Here is a 13,083-nt window from a genome sequence, read left to right as displayed (position 1 = left end):
GTGAAGACCGGGTCGCGTCTCAGCAGGAGCAGTAGTAGCCGCGGCGGCTGAACTCGGTTTCGAGGAGTTTGGCTGTCGGGTTCGGGTCCGACGGCCGGTAGACGCCCGTCGTCAGCGACCCGGACGACTCGAACGACCCCGAGGCGAGCGCCGTCCAGTCGTCGCTCGACAGCACGTCGCGGAAGGAGTCGTCCGTCGAGAGCAGGGTCAGGTAATCGCGGAGGTAAACCCAGCGCGCGTCGTCGACCGACTGGGCGGCGTCCGCGACGTCGTACTGCACGCCGTCGACGACGGACGAGTACGCGGCCAAGGGGAGGTTCGCCCCGGCGGCGACGGGCATGGAGATCCACTTCCACGGGCGCGTGTTGATGTCGAGGAGAACGTACTCCTCTCGGTCGATGTCGTAGACGAACTCGGACTCGCTGATGCCGTAGTAGCCGGTTCGCTCCAGCACGGACAGCGCGCGGTCGCGGATTTCTGGCCGGTCGGTCGTTTCGACTACGCAGGACGTCCCGAACGCCAGCGGGTAGCGAACGCGAGCGTTGCCGACGACTGACAGCGTCTCGCCGTCGGGCGAGATGTACGACGCGAGCGACGTGTCGTGGCCCTGCGCGATGTTCACCTTCTCCTGCGCCAGGAGTTCGACGTCGGCCGCGTCGGCGGCTTCGAGCGTCTCGTACAGCTCCTCGCGGTCGCCGACTTCCAAAACGTTGGTCCCCAGCGCCTCCTCGCCCTCGCGCTTCAGCGTGGGTTTGAGCACGAACGGGAAGCCGAGCGCCTCCGCGGCGGCGTCGGGGTCGTCCTCGGAGAGCCGATACGTCTCGGGGTACGGGACCGCTAGCTCCTCGGCGAGGCGGTAGAGCGACGACTTGTTCAACACGGCGTCGATTCCCTTCTTATCCGAGAAGGGGCGTCGGACGCCTTCGGGCTCGGTCCGGGCGAACGCGTGGACCCACTCGTCCATGCACCCGAACGCGACGAGGTCGGTGCCGGCGGCGTCGGCGAGCGCTTCGACGTCTCTCTTGAACCCCTCTCTGTCGTCCAGCGGGTAGGTGACGCGCCCGGCGAAGTCGACGGCGTCGGAGGGCGGCGCGACGCCGTCGCCGGAGCGGTCGAGTGCGATGACTGGAACACCGTGGGCGTCGAGCGCCCGCGCGACGCTCAGCCCCGTGATGTGCGCGTTGGCGACGACGGCCGGGGGGCGGTCGAACTCCGCCTCGGCGACGGCCTCCAGCAAGTCGTCCGTTTCGAGAAACCGGTCTGCCATGGGCGGTCGTTTCGGTGCGAGCGATAAAAGCCCGTCAATAGCGGACAGCGGGGCCGATATCTGGGCTCATGTGGCTGGTCGTCTCACGGCGCGACGAACGCCTCGCCGTAGATGGGGACGGTGAACAGCAGGAGCGTGAGCGCGCCGACGAGAGTGGTCGCGGTGGCCACTCGCCGCTTCATCGAGTGGTCGCCGTAGGCGACGTACGCCGCGAGGACGACTATCGCGAGTTGGATCCCGAATTCGACGAACGACGCAGTGTACCCGAGCGTACCCCGTCGAAGCAGGAGAATCACCATCGTCGCGGAGAGCAAAGTCCCGGCCGCCATCGCCGCGGTGAGCGGGGCTCTCCGGCCGACGGCGCTCGCCGCGAGGGCGGTCAGCGCGACGTTGAAGAGGATTCGCAGGCCGACGAACGCCGTCAGACCGAGGGGGTTTGACCACTCCGGGAAGAGCCACTCGAACATCTGTCAGGCGCAGAGTTTCGGAGTATCTGTAAATATCTTGTCGTCATCGCGGTGGGTGTGGCGGGGAAACCCCACTTCGGGATCCGAGGACCGAAACGACGCGCCGCCAAACGCGAGTCGTTTTTCTCCCGCGAGCGCCTTCCTCCACCGATGACAGACGTTCCCGACCGCGTGCACCGCGCCTTCCGCGACCACGCGTCGTTCGAGAGAGTGGACGAGACGACCTACGAATCCGTAAAGAGCCCCTTCGAGGGTATCGTCGAGGTGTCGCCCGGAGAAGGTGGCAAAATCGCCTACGACGTGACCGTCCGCGTCCCGATGCTCGACGAGGTGACCGACGACGAAGTGGCCGACGTCGTCGAAGAGGGGTGGTACGAGACCTTCGAACTGCGCGTCGTCGACGTCGGCGGCGTCACCGCCGTCGAACGCGATCTCGAACCCACGGTATCGGAGACGGGCCGGCACGCGACCGTCGAGCTGTCGTTCGAGGACATCAACGAGCGGCGCGGCGTCGACGACGCGGGTGCGCTCGTCGACTTCGTCGAGGGGACGTACGCTCAGGGCATCATCCCCGGCTACGAGTACGCCGAACCAGTGTCGTCGATGCTCTCGCAGGCGTACCAGGCCGGCGGCAGTGACCCCGCGGAGTAAAAGCGGAAAAAACCGGGCCGGGCGAAGTTGGCTGTCGAGGCGAGTCGCTCGCGCTCAGTCCATCGAGATGTACGTCTGCGTATCTTCGACGCCGTCGATGCCCTGAATCTGCGTCGCGGAGATGTTCTTGACCTCCGCGGGCGTGTCGACGGTCACTTTGGCGATGATGTCGACGTCGCCGGCGACGATGTGCGCGTCGACGACGCCGTCGAGCGACGAGATCTCCTCGCGGAGTCGTTCGGCTTCGCCGGTGTTGGCTTTCACCATCACGTAGGCGGTGACCATTCTCAGTCACCCCCCACGGCGGCGGCCATCGAACTGTCGCCGACGAGTAGCTGTCGCACCTCGTCGAGCACCGAGAAGTCCGCGAGCACGGCCACCCGGTCGCCCGTCTCCAGCGAGTCGTCGGGGAGCGGAATCCCCATCGCGTCGCCGTCCTTGCCGAACGCGAGGATGCGCGACTCCGACGGGAGCGCGACTTCGCTTATCGTGTAGCCGTTCATCGGCGACTCGTCGGTGATCGTGATGAGAAGCACCTGGAGGCTCTGGGCGATGTCGGCGATGGCGCGAATCGAACCGCCGAGCAAGGCGTTCTTCGCGCCGATAGCGCCGAGTCGCTCGGGGTAGACGATCTCGTCGACCTCCTCGGCGTACTTCTTGTAGATCTCCTCGCGGTAGTCCTCGTCGATGCGCATCACCGTCCGGCAACCGTGATGCTTGCCGATCATGCAGGCCGCGAAGTTGACGTTCAGGTCGCTCGTGAGCGCGCCGAGCGCGTCGGCTTCGTCGACGCCCGCCGACTCCAGTATCGGCTCGCGGGAGCCGTCTCCCTCGACGACCTCGAACCCGCTGGCGCGGGCGCGTTCGGCGTGGTCGCCGTCCCGTTCGATGAGCGTCACGTCGTGGCCTTCCTCGCGGAGGACGCGCGCCGTCCGGAGCCCGACACGGCCGGCACCAATGATAACGAACCGCATAGAACAGCGTACGTCGTCGGGGGGGAATAACCTTACCCCCGTTCGTCGATTCCGCTCCGGGGGAACCTTTTTGCCACGTTACCGAGTAACACACCACGATGGTTCACGCGTTCATCATGGTGAAGACGGGGGCCGGTGAGTCAGAGCAGTTGGTTGCGCCCATCCGCGAGCTCGAACGAGTGACGGAGGCGCACATCGTCGCGGGCGCGCACGACGTTATCGTGGAGGTGGACGCCGAGGAGGTGTACGACGTGCTCAAGACCGCCTCGTCGGGGATTCAGGGGCTGCAGGGCGTCACCGACACGAAAACCTACATCTCGCTCGAGGACTGAGCGACGGCGGGAGAGAGCGAGACCCACCGACAACAACTGTTTGAACCAACCCGACGTACCTCGTCTATGCGACTTCTCTTCCGCGCGTTCGCGGCCGGGGTGGGGCTGTCGCTTCTCGTGCTCTACGCCGTCTTAGCCCTCCTGACGTACCGGTTTCTCGTCCTCCTCTGGTCGGTCCGCCCCGAACCGGCGGTGAGCGTCACTCTCGTCGCGGGCGTCGTCTTCCTGACGGCGTGGGTCAACTACCGCTTCGGGACCCCGAGACTGTTGGCGAGCGTCGAAGCGACTCGCCTCGTCCCCGAGCGCGCGCCGGGACTCTATCGCCGACTCGACGTGCTGTGTGAGTGCATGGAGATTGCGACGCCGACGGTGTACGTCGCGCGTCTCGTCGCGCCGAACGCGTTCGCCCTCGGCGGCCCGAGAGACGGCATCGTCGTCGTCGACCGCTCGCTGTTTCGGATGCTCTCGGGCGACGAGTTCGAGGCACTGTTGGTGCACGAACTCGCGCATCTGGAGGGGTACGACGGACTGGTGCAGACGTTCGCCGTCAGCGCGCTTCGGACTGTGGTCAGCGTACTCGCGGTCGCGTTGTTACCCGTCGCGCTGTTCTTCGAGGGCGTCGCCCGGGCGACTGCGTGGCTCCGCGGTGCGCCGACGGCGACTCCGCTGTCGAACGGCGAGTACGGCGTCGGCGGCCTCGTCACGCTCGTCGCGGTCGGGCTGACGCTGTTCGTCCGCGCGTACTCGCGTCGTCGGGAGTTCGCCGCCGACGACAGAGCCGTCGAAGTGACGGGGCGACCGCTCTCGCTCGCTCGCGCGCTCAAGCAGCTCCAGCAGGCGACGGAGTCGCCGCTGAATCTCTTCTTCGGCCTCCCGACGCCGACATCGAGGCCCGAGGACGAGACGCGACTGGGGCGCCTGCTGTCGACGCACCCGCCGCTGGAGGCGCGTATCGAACGGTTGGTCGAGAGAGCCGAAGAGCGGGACGCGTCGACGCGGTCGATCCCGATTCGGTGAGTCGGTGGCCGCTGGCCGTCGGCGCGAGCGCTATCGGTCCAGTTCCTGCGGGTCGTGGTTCGCTATCGAACGGTACATCCGCTCGCGCTGGACTTCGAGCTCCGGCGGCAGCGACTCGTAGACGAAGTCGAACAGCTCGTCGGGGTCCGCTCGGGGGCCGGATTCGGCGACTTCGACGGCCTCGGACAGCTCCTCGTTGGCGTCCTCGTACACGCCCTCGACGAACTCGTCGTCGACGACACCTTCGGCGCGCAGGAACTCCTCGAACCGTTCGAGCGGGTCGCGGGTGCGCCACTCGGGGAGGTCGGGGTCGTCGTCGCGGTAGACGGAGGGGTCGTCGGCGGTCGTGTGTGCGCCGCGGCGGTACGTGAGGCTCTCGACCAGCACGGGTGAACCGCTCCGGGCCGATTCGAGCGCCTCGGCGACCGTCTCGCGGACCGCGAGCGGGTCGTTGCCGTCGACCCGGACGCCCTCGATACCGTACGCCTCGGCCTTCACGGCGATGGACTCGCTGGCGGTCTGTCGGTCCCGCGGCAGCGAGATGGCCCACTCGTTGTTCTCGCAGAAGAAGACGACCGGCGCGTCGAAGACGCCCGCGAAGTTCAGCCCTTCGTGGAAGTCGCCCTCGCTCGTCGCGCCGTCGCCGAAGCAGGCGAGCATCGCTTCGTCGTTTTCCCGATAGTTCCGCGCCATCCCCGCGCCGGCAGCGTGCGGTATCTGGCTGGCGATGGGAACCGCCTGCGGGAACACCGGCACGTCGTGGTCGGAGTGGTACTCGGGGTAGCCGCGGCGGAAGCGGAGGATGTCGCTCATCGGGACGCCGCGGGCGATCTGGAGGGCGTTGGAGCGGTAGGTCGGAAAGAGCCAGTCGTCGTCGGCCATCGCGTGCGCCGCGCCGACCTGCGACGCCTCCTGGCCGAGAAACGGGGGATACCCGCTCATCCACCCGCGCCGCTGGAGCGCCAGCGCGCGCTCGTCGAACCGCCGCGTTCGAACCATGTCGACGTACGCCGCTCGGGCGTCGTCGGCCGAAAGCGACGACTCCGAGAGCGACCGGTCGTCGATGAGTCGGTGCATGACACACGTGTCGGTGAGGATTCGTGATAAAGTGGGTCGGTCCAACGCGGCGACGGTCGACGCGACGGTGGTCGTTCCGACGTTCGTCGCGGTTCCGACAGTCCAAAGAGCGCGCGGTCCGTAGGTCGGTCATGGTCTCGGTCCTCGGAGTGGTCGTACTCGGGCTTGCGTTCGTCGCCCACACGTTCGTCGCCGCGGTGATGACGCGCTTTCTTCGGCTGCGTCTGAACACCCAGTGGGGGACGGTGCTGTACGCCGTCGTCCTCATCCCGCTCGCGCTGTTGGCGCTGACGCTCGTCACCGGACAGCTCGTCCCGCTCGAGCTCGGCCAGATGGGGACGCTCGGACTGCTGGTCGGCATGCCGCTGGCGCTCGGTTTCACCATCGACGTGCTCTACATGCCGTCGCCCGACGAGTACAGTGTTCCCGACACCCGCTGAGGAGTTACGAAGTGGTGGAGTTCGCCGCCGACCTGTTCTTGGGGTCGGCCGGTAACTCGTCGGCGCTGGTCGATTGCCCTTCTTGGTTCTTCGCCGTCTCGACCCACTCAGGGCGTTCGACTTCGGTCGTCCCGAGGTTCGTGATACGCACCCGTTCGGTTACTTGCACTGGCATCCCGTCTCGCTCCGTCTCGTACCGTAGTTCGTAGGAACGGACGACTCCTGTGTAGTCGACTCGGGCCGTGAACGTGACGTTTCGGAGCTGTTCGCTCTCGAACCGCAGTTGCCGTTTCGAACCTTCGAGACGGTGAACCGAATTGCTGACTGTCTCAGGGTCGACACTGGTATTTATGAGTGTGAACAGGCTGTAGAGTCGGTCCGAATACGTGCCGTTGACCACGAGTACTATGTCACGTTCCGGATGATAGGTATAGTGAACGGCCCTATCTTTCGATTCGCTGGACCCGGCGAATTCGGAGGTCTTCGGATTGTACCAGACCATGCTCCGTTTCGGAGCGTGCGTCACGTTTGTCGGGCCGTGCGACCGTGTTTCGACGAATTGTGGACCACGCCCCCCATTCATGCGTATGACAGTGGTCGTATTGGCGACGACGGTTTCGTTCTCTGCGCTGAACGTCTGGGTCCGAATCGCTGTCCGCGACTGCGACTCCACTGACCGACGGTGCGTCGACGCGAGCGCCTCCGCGTCGGTGACGCCGTCGCTCGTCAGTCCGGGCGCGAGCCACTTTGCAGGCTCTTCTGTCTGCTTCCCGCTCGACGGGGTCGGCGTCGACTCACCGAGGAAACCGCCGCAACCCGACAGCAGGAGGAGCGCGACGACCGCGAGCGGAGCGAGTTTGGAGGGCATCGTGGTGAACATCCGATGCGCGGTATATCAACGCGTCGCCACATTCGCGTCGGACGGCACCTCCTTGCCCGACGCGGCGGTTCGCTCAGTCGTCGTGGGCGGCGACGAGTCTGTCGACGGCGTCTTCGACCCGGTCGATGACTTCCTCGGGCGATTTCGTCGCGTCGACGCGGACGAATCGGTGCCGTTCGGCGTCGAGGAGTCGCTCGTAGTTCGCGCGGACCGAGGCGAGATATTCGACTTGTTCGAACTTGTTGGTCGCGCCGCTTCGCGCCGCCGCCGTCTCCGGGTCGACGTCGAAGTAGATGGTCGCGTCCGGTGGGCGGGTGAAGGCGGCGTGGATGCCGCGAATATACTCCAGCGGGCGGTTTATCTCGGACTGCTGGAGTTCGACCGCCTGATAGGCGTAGCGGGAGTCCGAGTAGCGGTCGGAGACGACGAGTTCGCCGTCGGCCAGCGCGGGTCGAATCACCCGCGAGAGGTGGTCGGCGTGGTCCGCCGTAAAGAGAAACAGCGAGGCCAGCGGGTCGGCGTCGTCGTCGCGGATGGCGCGGTTGACCGCGTCGCCGTACCACGAGTTCGTCGGTTCGCGGGTGAAGACGGCGTCGGGGTGGGAGTCGTGTAACGCCTCCCACACCGTCGTCTTCCCGCTGCCGTCGAGCCCCTCCAGCGTGATGAGCATGTCCGGGTGGAGTCGGTGGCCGCGCTTAAGTATTGATAGCTCTCCGCGCCGGCGGTAGTGGGATGACTGAGGCGAAAAACGGCCGCCTCGACCGGGAAAACGGGCAACTGCGGCAGAATAGCGCGGTAGCTTTACGTTCAGTCCGTCCGACAGTATTCGTATGAACGTGCTCGTCGTCGGCGGAACTGGATTCGTCGGAACGCACCTCGCGGCGGAACTGCTCGACCGCGGCCACGAGGTGACGGTGCTGTCGAGGAGTCCCGAAGACGAGGACCTGCCGCCGGGGGTCGAAACCGCCCGCGGCGACGTGACCGCCTACGACTCCCTGCAGGGAGCATTCGAGGGGAAAGATGTCGTCATCAACCTCGTCGCGCTGTCGCCGCTTTTCAAACCCAGCGGTGGCAACGAGAAACACTTCGAGGTCCACCTCGGCGGTACCGAGAACGTCGTGAAAGCCGCCGAGGCGCACGGCGTTCCGAAACTCGTCCAGATGAGCGCGATACACGCGGACCCGAACGGACCGACGGCGTACCTCCGAGCGAAGGGAGAGGCCGAACAGGTGGTCAGGGATTCGGGTCTCGACTGGGTGATGCTCCGTCCGACGGTGGTTTTCGGTGACGGTGGCGAGTTCATCCCGTTCACCAAGACCGTCGCGCTTCCGTACGTGACGCCGCTTCCGGGCGGCGGGGAGACCCAGTTCCAGCCGATCTGGATCGGCGACATGGCTTCCGTGCTCGCCGACGCCGTCGAGAACGACGAACACGTCGGCCACACCTACCAGATCGGCGGTCCGGAGACCCTGACGCTCGCGGAGATAGCGAAGCAAGTCCACGGAGCCTCCGGGCGGTCGGTGAACGTCGTCCCCATCCCCATGGCATTCGCTGGCATCGGGCTGACCGTCGGCGGCAAGATACCGGGTTTTCCGATGGGCGCAGACCAATACCGGGGGCTGCAGGTCGACCTCTCGACGAGCGACAACGACGTCGGTGCGTTCGGCACACGTGACAGAAATCTGAAAACGCTCGGCGCCTATCTCCGCGATTCGTCGCGGTAAACGCCGGTAACGGCGGCTTACTTTCGATATCTTACGCGTTCTGGGTCGGCGAGAAGACGAGTATGCGTTGAGCGACACTCGTCACTAACTCATCCATTTAATCCACTCACACCGCCGATTTCGGGCATTTCATCCGATGTAAGAACCCATTACCACTGAGCCGTTGAGACAGATTGACACCCCTGAACATCACAGCTAGCTGACTTTCTACCATCATAAGGCTTATATCGACATTCGTATTGGCTTTTACACAATGACGAGGGGAGCGAAAGCATGAAATTGGCAATGATCGGCTTCGGGCAAGCCGGTGGGAAAATCGTCGACAAGTTCGTCGAGTACGACGAGCGACACGGCAGCAACATCGTCCGGGCAGCGGTCGCGGTCAACTCCGCGAAGGCGGACCTGATGGGTCTGACGAACATCCCGCAGGAACAGCGCGTGCTCATCGGACAGTCGCGCGTCAAGGGTCACGGCGTCGGCGCGGACAACGAACTCGGCGCGGAAGTCGCCGAGGAGGACATCGACGAGGTACAGGGCGCTATCGACGGGATTCCGGTCCACGAGGTGGACGCGTTCCTCGTCGTCTCGGGTCTCGGCGGCGGTACCGGCAGCGGTGGCGCGCCGGTGCTCGCGAAGCATCTCAAGCGCATCTACACCGAACCCGTCTACGGTCTCGGCATCCTCCCGGGCAGCGACGAGGGTGGTATCTACACGCTCAACGCCGCCCGCTCGTTCCAGACGTTCGTTCGCGAAGTCGACAACCTGCTCGTCTTCGACAACGACGCCTGGCGGAAAACCGGTGAGTCCGTACAGGGCGGCTACGACGAGATCAACGACGAGATCGTCCGCCGCTTCGGCATCCTCTTCGGCGCGGGCGAGGTTCAGGCGGGTCAGGAAGTCGCAGAGAGCGTCGTCGACTCCTCCGAGATCATCAACACGCTCTCGGGCGGTGGGGTCTCCACGGTCGGCTACGCCTCCGAATCCGTCGAGGAAGAGCAGTCCGGCGGACTCCTCTCACGGCTGACCGGTAACGGCGGCGGTGACGACACGCTCGACACCGCGCATACGACGAACCGTATCACGAGCCTCGTTCGCAAGGCGGCGCTCGGACGACTGACGCTCCCCTGTGAGATCGAGGGAACCGAACGTGCACTCCTCGTGATGGCCGGTCCACCGCGGCACCTCAACCGGAAAGGAATAGAGCGCGGCCGCAAGTGGCTCGAGGAGCAGACCGGTAGCATGGAGGTCCGCGGCGGCGACTATCCCGTCACCGGAAGCGGCTTCGTCGCCAGCGTCATCCTGCTGTCGGGCGTGACGAACGTCCCCCGAATCAAGGAACTCCAGCAGGTCGCCATCGAGGCGCAGGACAACATCGACGAGATAAACCGCGAGAGCGACACCAACCTCCAGAACCTGGTCAACGATGACGAGGACGAACTTGAATCGCTCTTCTAAGCTCGTCGCGCTCGTCGCCTGTGCGCTCCTCCTGTCGGCGTTCGCCGCCCCGGCGGCCGCCGTCTCTGTCGCCGAAGAGGACGTACCGGCGGAGGGTGAGGTCGGCGAGCAGGTGAGCGCGACGGTGACGCTCGACGAACTGTACCAGAACCCGCAGTGGAACACGTGGTCGGTCGCCGGAGAGACGGATCTCACCGACGTGACGTGGACCGCGACCTACTACGACCAGACCGGGTCGAAAGTCGGCAGCGACGAGTTCGACGGCCAGAACTTCTCTGGTGCGACCGTCTCCTCGGACGACGGGATCAGCGAAGTCGACGTGAAGGTCACCGGCACGGTGCCGGAAGTGACCGAGTACAGCTACGAAGAGGAACAGACGTTCCTCCTCATGAGCCTCTCGCAGTCGCGTAACGGCGGCGCAAGGAACGGTATCGGCACGTGGGAAACCCACCACTACACGACCGAAAGCGCCGACGCGCGCGCGGCCATCGAGGACGCCGAGGCGGCTATCGAACAGGCCGGCGGCGCGGACACGAAGCAGGCCGAGCAGTCGCTGACGCAGGCGATTCGCGCGTTCGACGGGGAGAACCCCGACTTCGAGCTCGCCACCGAGCTGGCGAACGAAGCCGAAGAGCAGGCTGGCTCCGCCCAGCAGTCGAGTCAGACGATGCAGATGGCGATGTACGCCGTCGGTGGCCTCGTCGCGCTGCTCGTCGTCGCGGGTGGCTTCTTCTGGTACCGCTCGAACCAGACCACCTACGATAAACTGGGATAGCTCCCTCTCTTCTCCTATGACCGTTCTCGTTCCCTACGCAGCAGCGCGTCCGAAGACGCGCCTCGCCGACGCGCTCGATCCGGTCGAGCGAGAGTCGTTCTCGCGGGCGATGCTCGCGGACGTCGTCGACGCCGTCGTCCACGCCGGCGGTGAACCGACGGTCGTGGCGACCGAACCGGTCGAACTCGACGCCGAGGCGGCCGTCGTCGTCGACGACCGGCCGCTCTCGAAGGCGGTCAACGACCGCCTCGCCGAAACTGGTGAGCCCACGGCCGTCGTCATGAGCGACCTCGCCCTCGTCACGCCGCGTTTGCTCTCGCGATTCCTCGACGCGAGCGGCGACGTCGTCGTCGCGCCCGGACGCGGCGGCGGGACGAACGCGCTCGTCGTCCGCCACCCCGCGTTCCGCGTCGACTACCACGGGACGTCCTATCTCGACCACCTCGAAATCGCCCGCGAGGTCGGTGCGAGCGTCCGCGAGTTCGACTCGATGCGGTTGTCGGCCGATATCGACGAACCCGAGGACCTCGTCGAAGTGTTACTTCACACCGACGGCCGGGCGCGCGAGTGGCTCCTCGACGCGGGGTTCGAAGTAGAGACGCGCGACGGCCGCGTCGGCGCTCGGCGCGAGGGTTGAAGTACGAGAACGCGACCACCTCCGCGCGTGACCTGACGAACGGTCGCGGGGGCGTCTGGGCGGGTGCGCGGCGAACTCCTCCGCGGGAGCGACAACGACTCGAACTCGCCGCCTGTTCGCCATCTCTGCGCCGTGACGTCGGCCCCGCATCGCGGGTTCTGTCCCGCGTCGTCCACGGGTTGCCGGGGAGTGGTACGTTTTTGTCCGGCGGCGTGCGACAGTCCAACGTGTTTCCCGCGGCCGACGAGTACGACGTGGCTATCGCCGTCGACGACGCCGAGGTAGAGCGCCTGCTGTCGGTGACACCCGACGACGTCGAGGCCGCCCCGACGCTCACCTACGCGCGGAACGTCTTTCTCCCGTTGACGACGGCCTGCCGCTACACCTGCACCTACTGCACCTACTACGACGTCCCGGGGCAGGCGACGCTCATGTCGCCCGAGGAGATCCGGGAGACGCTCCGGACGGGTGCCGACGCCGGGTGTACGGAGGCGCTGTTCACGTTCGGCGACAAACCGGACGCGCGCTACGAGGCGATTCACGACCAGCTCGACGAGTGGGGGTACGACTCGGTTCTCGACTACCTCTACCGCGCCTGCGAAATCGCACTCGAAGAAGGCTTGCTGCCGCACTCGAACCCCGGCGACCTCACCGAGTCGGAGTTCGAACGACTGCGCGAGGTCAACGCCTCGATGGGCGTGATGCTGGAGACGACCGCCGACGTGGCCGCGCACTCGGGAAGCCGGCGGAAGACGCCCGGGCAGCGCCTCAACACGATTCGCGCCGCCGGTCGCGCGGGCGTCCCGTTCACCACCGGACTGCTCGTCGGTATCGGCGAGACGTGGCGCGACCGCGCCGAGAGCCTGCTCGCTATCCGCGAGCTCCACGAGCGTCACGGCCACGTCCAGGAGGTCATCGTCCAGAACGTCGTCCCGAACGAGCGCTCCGACTTCGAGACGCCGAGCGTCGAGACGATGCGCCGCGTCGTCTCGATGGCGCGCGTGGCACTCCCCGAAGAGGTGTCGGTGCAGATTCCGCCGAACCTCTCGCCCGCCCGCGAGCTGCTCGACTGCGGCGTCGACGACCTCGGCGGGGTATCGCCGGTGACTGACGACTACATCAATCCCGACTACGAGTGGCCGGCGCTCCGCGAACTCCGCGACATCGCCGACGACGGCGGCGTCCCGCTGCGGGAGCGGCTGCCCGTCTACGACCGGTTCCTCCCCTCGACGCTCGGCGAGCGAAGCGTCGGCGACGAATCAGAGCAGTCTGACTCGACGGGAACCGAGTGGCTCTCGCCTCGTATCCTGAATGCGATGCGCGCAGACGACGACGCCGGGCGGCGGTACCGAGCGCTCCGTTCGCAGTAACGGAGCTCGGACCGTCA

Annotated in this window: 16 protein-coding genes; 9 read left to right on the top strand and 7 right to left on the bottom strand. The window is 66.1% G+C overall.

Going from position 1 to position 13,083, the window contains the following annotated elements:
* Positions 1-19 precede the first annotated feature (19 nt).
* Positions 20-1,267 carry a carboxylate--amine ligase gene (locus tag LAQ73_RS09980; RefSeq protein ID WP_224268142.1) on the bottom strand — a complete coding sequence of 416 codons (1,248 nt, stop codon included), beginning with the start codon at positions 1,265-1,267 and terminating at the stop codon, positions 20-22.
* An 83-nt stretch (positions 1,268-1,350) separates the two neighbouring features.
* Positions 1,351-1,734, bottom strand: coding sequence for a hypothetical protein (locus tag LAQ73_RS09975; protein ID WP_224268141.1), 384 nt, complete (start codon positions 1,732-1,734; stop codon positions 1,351-1,353).
* A 150-nt stretch (positions 1,735-1,884) separates the two neighbouring features.
* Between LAQ73_RS09975 and LAQ73_RS09970 the strand changes: the two genes are divergently transcribed.
* The gene (locus LAQ73_RS09970; protein WP_224268140.1) at positions 1,885-2,385 is read left to right on the top strand and encodes a DUF5813 family protein; all 501 of its coding nucleotides are present in this window, start codon (positions 1,885-1,887) and stop codon (positions 2,383-2,385) included.
* A 54-nt stretch (positions 2,386-2,439) separates the two neighbouring features.
* Here the strand turns inward: LAQ73_RS09970 and LAQ73_RS09965 are convergent, their stop codons facing one another.
* The gene (locus LAQ73_RS09965) at positions 2,440-2,670 is read right to left on the bottom strand and encodes an Lrp/AsnC family transcriptional regulator (RefSeq protein WP_224268139.1); all 231 of its coding nucleotides are present in this window, start codon (positions 2,668-2,670) and stop codon (positions 2,440-2,442) included.
* 2 nt (positions 2,671-2,672) lie between these two features.
* Positions 2,673-3,359, bottom strand: coding sequence for a potassium channel family protein (locus LAQ73_RS09960; protein WP_224268138.1), 687 nt, complete (start codon positions 3,357-3,359; stop codon positions 2,673-2,675).
* A 98-nt stretch (positions 3,360-3,457) separates the two neighbouring features.
* Here LAQ73_RS09960 and LAQ73_RS09955 point away from each other — a divergent pair, with 98 nt between their 5' ends.
* Both LAQ73_RS09955 and LAQ73_RS09950 read left to right on the top strand, forming a co-directional pair.
* Complete coding sequence (locus LAQ73_RS09955) at positions 3,458-3,691, top strand: Lrp/AsnC ligand binding domain-containing protein (RefSeq protein WP_224268137.1); 234 nt, start codon at positions 3,458-3,460, stop codon at positions 3,689-3,691.
* Positions 3,692-3,757: 66 nt separating this feature from the next.
* A complete protein-coding gene (locus tag LAQ73_RS09950) occupies positions 3,758-4,708 on the top strand; it encodes a M48 family metallopeptidase (RefSeq protein WP_224268136.1) in 951 nt (316 codons plus the stop codon).
* A 30-nt stretch (positions 4,709-4,738) separates the two neighbouring features.
* On the opposite strand, the gene LAQ73_RS09945 is transcribed toward LAQ73_RS09950, so the two are convergent.
* A complete protein-coding gene (locus LAQ73_RS09945; RefSeq protein WP_224268135.1) occupies positions 4,739-5,785 on the bottom strand; it encodes a thiamine pyrophosphate-dependent dehydrogenase E1 component subunit alpha in 1,047 nt (348 codons plus the stop codon).
* Between the two features lie 131 nt (positions 5,786-5,916).
* Here LAQ73_RS09945 and LAQ73_RS09940 point away from each other — a divergent pair, with 131 nt between their 5' ends.
* On the top strand, positions 5,917-6,225 hold the full coding sequence (locus LAQ73_RS09940) for a DUF7991 family protein (protein WP_224268134.1): 309 nt from the start codon (positions 5,917-5,919) through the stop codon (positions 6,223-6,225).
* A 4-nt stretch (positions 6,226-6,229) separates the two neighbouring features.
* Here the strand turns inward: LAQ73_RS09940 and LAQ73_RS09935 are convergent, their stop codons facing one another.
* Both LAQ73_RS09935 and tmk read right to left on the bottom strand, forming a co-directional pair.
* Entirely contained in the window at positions 6,230-7,093 is an 864-nt protein-coding gene (locus LAQ73_RS09935) for a DUF7537 family lipoprotein (RefSeq protein WP_224268133.1), read from the bottom strand.
* Between the two features lie 85 nt (positions 7,094-7,178).
* Positions 7,179-7,775, bottom strand: a complete 597-nt coding sequence (gene tmk / locus LAQ73_RS09930) for a dTMP kinase (RefSeq protein WP_224268132.1) — start codon at positions 7,773-7,775, stop codon at positions 7,179-7,181.
* Positions 7,776-7,935: 160 nt separating this feature from the next.
* Here tmk and LAQ73_RS09925 point away from each other — a divergent pair, with 160 nt between their 5' ends.
* The 5 genes from LAQ73_RS09925 to cofG all read left to right on the top strand — a co-directional run bounded on the left by LAQ73_RS09925 (position 7,936) and on the right by cofG (position 13,066).
* Positions 7,936-8,829, top strand: coding sequence for a complex I NDUFA9 subunit family protein (locus LAQ73_RS09925; RefSeq protein WP_224268131.1), 894 nt, complete (start codon positions 7,936-7,938; stop codon positions 8,827-8,829).
* 273 nt (positions 8,830-9,102) lie between these two features.
* Positions 9,103-10,284 (top strand): tubulin/FtsZ family protein, encoded by a 1,182-nt coding sequence (locus LAQ73_RS09920; protein ID WP_224268130.1) that lies wholly within the window; start codon positions 9,103-9,105, stop codon positions 10,282-10,284.
* Positions 10,253-11,059 (top strand): hypothetical protein, encoded by an 807-nt coding sequence (locus tag LAQ73_RS09915; protein ID WP_224268129.1) that lies wholly within the window; start codon positions 10,253-10,255, stop codon positions 11,057-11,059. The genes LAQ73_RS09920 and LAQ73_RS09915 overlap by 32 nt, the downstream gene beginning before the upstream one ends.
* A 16-nt stretch (positions 11,060-11,075) precedes the next feature.
* Entirely contained in the window at positions 11,076-11,696 is a 621-nt protein-coding gene (gene cofC / locus LAQ73_RS09910) for a 2-phospho-L-lactate guanylyltransferase (protein WP_224268128.1), read from the top strand.
* A gap of 227 nt (positions 11,697-11,923) precedes the next feature.
* Positions 11,924-13,066 carry a 7,8-didemethyl-8-hydroxy-5-deazariboflavin synthase subunit CofG gene (gene cofG, locus LAQ73_RS09905; RefSeq protein ID WP_224268127.1) on the top strand — a complete coding sequence of 381 codons (1,143 nt, stop codon included), beginning with the start codon at positions 11,924-11,926 and terminating at the stop codon, positions 13,064-13,066.
* The last annotated feature ends 17 nt before the right edge of the window (positions 13,067-13,083 follow it).

The sequence above is a fragment of the Haloprofundus salinisoli genome (assembly GCF_020097815.1).
Taxonomy (GTDB): Archaea; Halobacteriota; Halobacteria; order Halobacteriales; family Haloferacaceae; genus Haloprofundus; species Haloprofundus salinisoli.
This window is presented reverse-complemented; position numbering and strand designations above follow the sequence as displayed.

Bases quoted from the DNA above. Each gene is read 5' to 3' on its own strand.
- LAQ73_RS09915 (WP_224268129.1), top strand. From the start codon at position 10,253: ATGACGAGGACGAACTTGAATCGCTCTTCTAAGCTCGTCGCGCTCGTC.
- LAQ73_RS09960 (WP_224268138.1), bottom strand. From the start codon at position 3,359: ATGCGGTTCGTTATCATTGGTGCCGGCCGTGTCGGGCTCCGGACGGCG.
- LAQ73_RS09950 (WP_224268136.1), top strand. From the start codon at position 3,758: ATGCGACTTCTCTTCCGCGCGTTCGCGGCCGGGGTGGGGCTGTCGCTT.
- LAQ73_RS09945 (WP_224268135.1), bottom strand. From the start codon at position 5,785: ATGCACCGACTCATCGACGACCGGTCGCTCTCGGAGTCGTCGCTTTCG.
- LAQ73_RS09925 (WP_224268131.1), top strand. From the start codon at position 7,936: ATGAACGTGCTCGTCGTCGGCGGAACTGGATTCGTCGGAACGCACCTC.
- LAQ73_RS09965 (WP_224268139.1), bottom strand. From the start codon at position 2,670: ATGGTCACCGCCTACGTGATGGTGAAAGCCAACACCGGCGAAGCCGAA.
- LAQ73_RS09975 (WP_224268141.1), bottom strand. From the start codon at position 1,734: ATGTTCGAGTGGCTCTTCCCGGAGTGGTCAAACCCCCTCGGTCTGACG.
- LAQ73_RS09940 (WP_224268134.1), top strand. From the start codon at position 5,917: ATGGTCTCGGTCCTCGGAGTGGTCGTACTCGGGCTTGCGTTCGTCGCC.
- LAQ73_RS09970 (WP_224268140.1), top strand. From the start codon at position 1,885: ATGACAGACGTTCCCGACCGCGTGCACCGCGCCTTCCGCGACCACGCG.
- LAQ73_RS09920 (WP_224268130.1), top strand. From the start codon at position 9,103: ATGAAATTGGCAATGATCGGCTTCGGGCAAGCCGGTGGGAAAATCGTC.
- LAQ73_RS09935 (WP_224268133.1), bottom strand. From the start codon at position 7,093: ATGCCCTCCAAACTCGCTCCGCTCGCGGTCGTCGCGCTCCTCCTGCTG.
- LAQ73_RS09980 (WP_224268142.1), bottom strand. From the start codon at position 1,267: ATGGCAGACCGGTTTCTCGAAACGGACGACTTGCTGGAGGCCGTCGCC.
- cofC (WP_224268128.1), top strand. From the start codon at position 11,076: ATGACCGTTCTCGTTCCCTACGCAGCAGCGCGTCCGAAGACGCGCCTC.
- LAQ73_RS09955 (WP_224268137.1), top strand. From the start codon at position 3,458: ATGGTTCACGCGTTCATCATGGTGAAGACGGGGGCCGGTGAGTCAGAG.
- tmk (WP_224268132.1), bottom strand. From the start codon at position 7,775: ATGCTCATCACGCTGGAGGGGCTCGACGGCAGCGGGAAGACGACGGTG.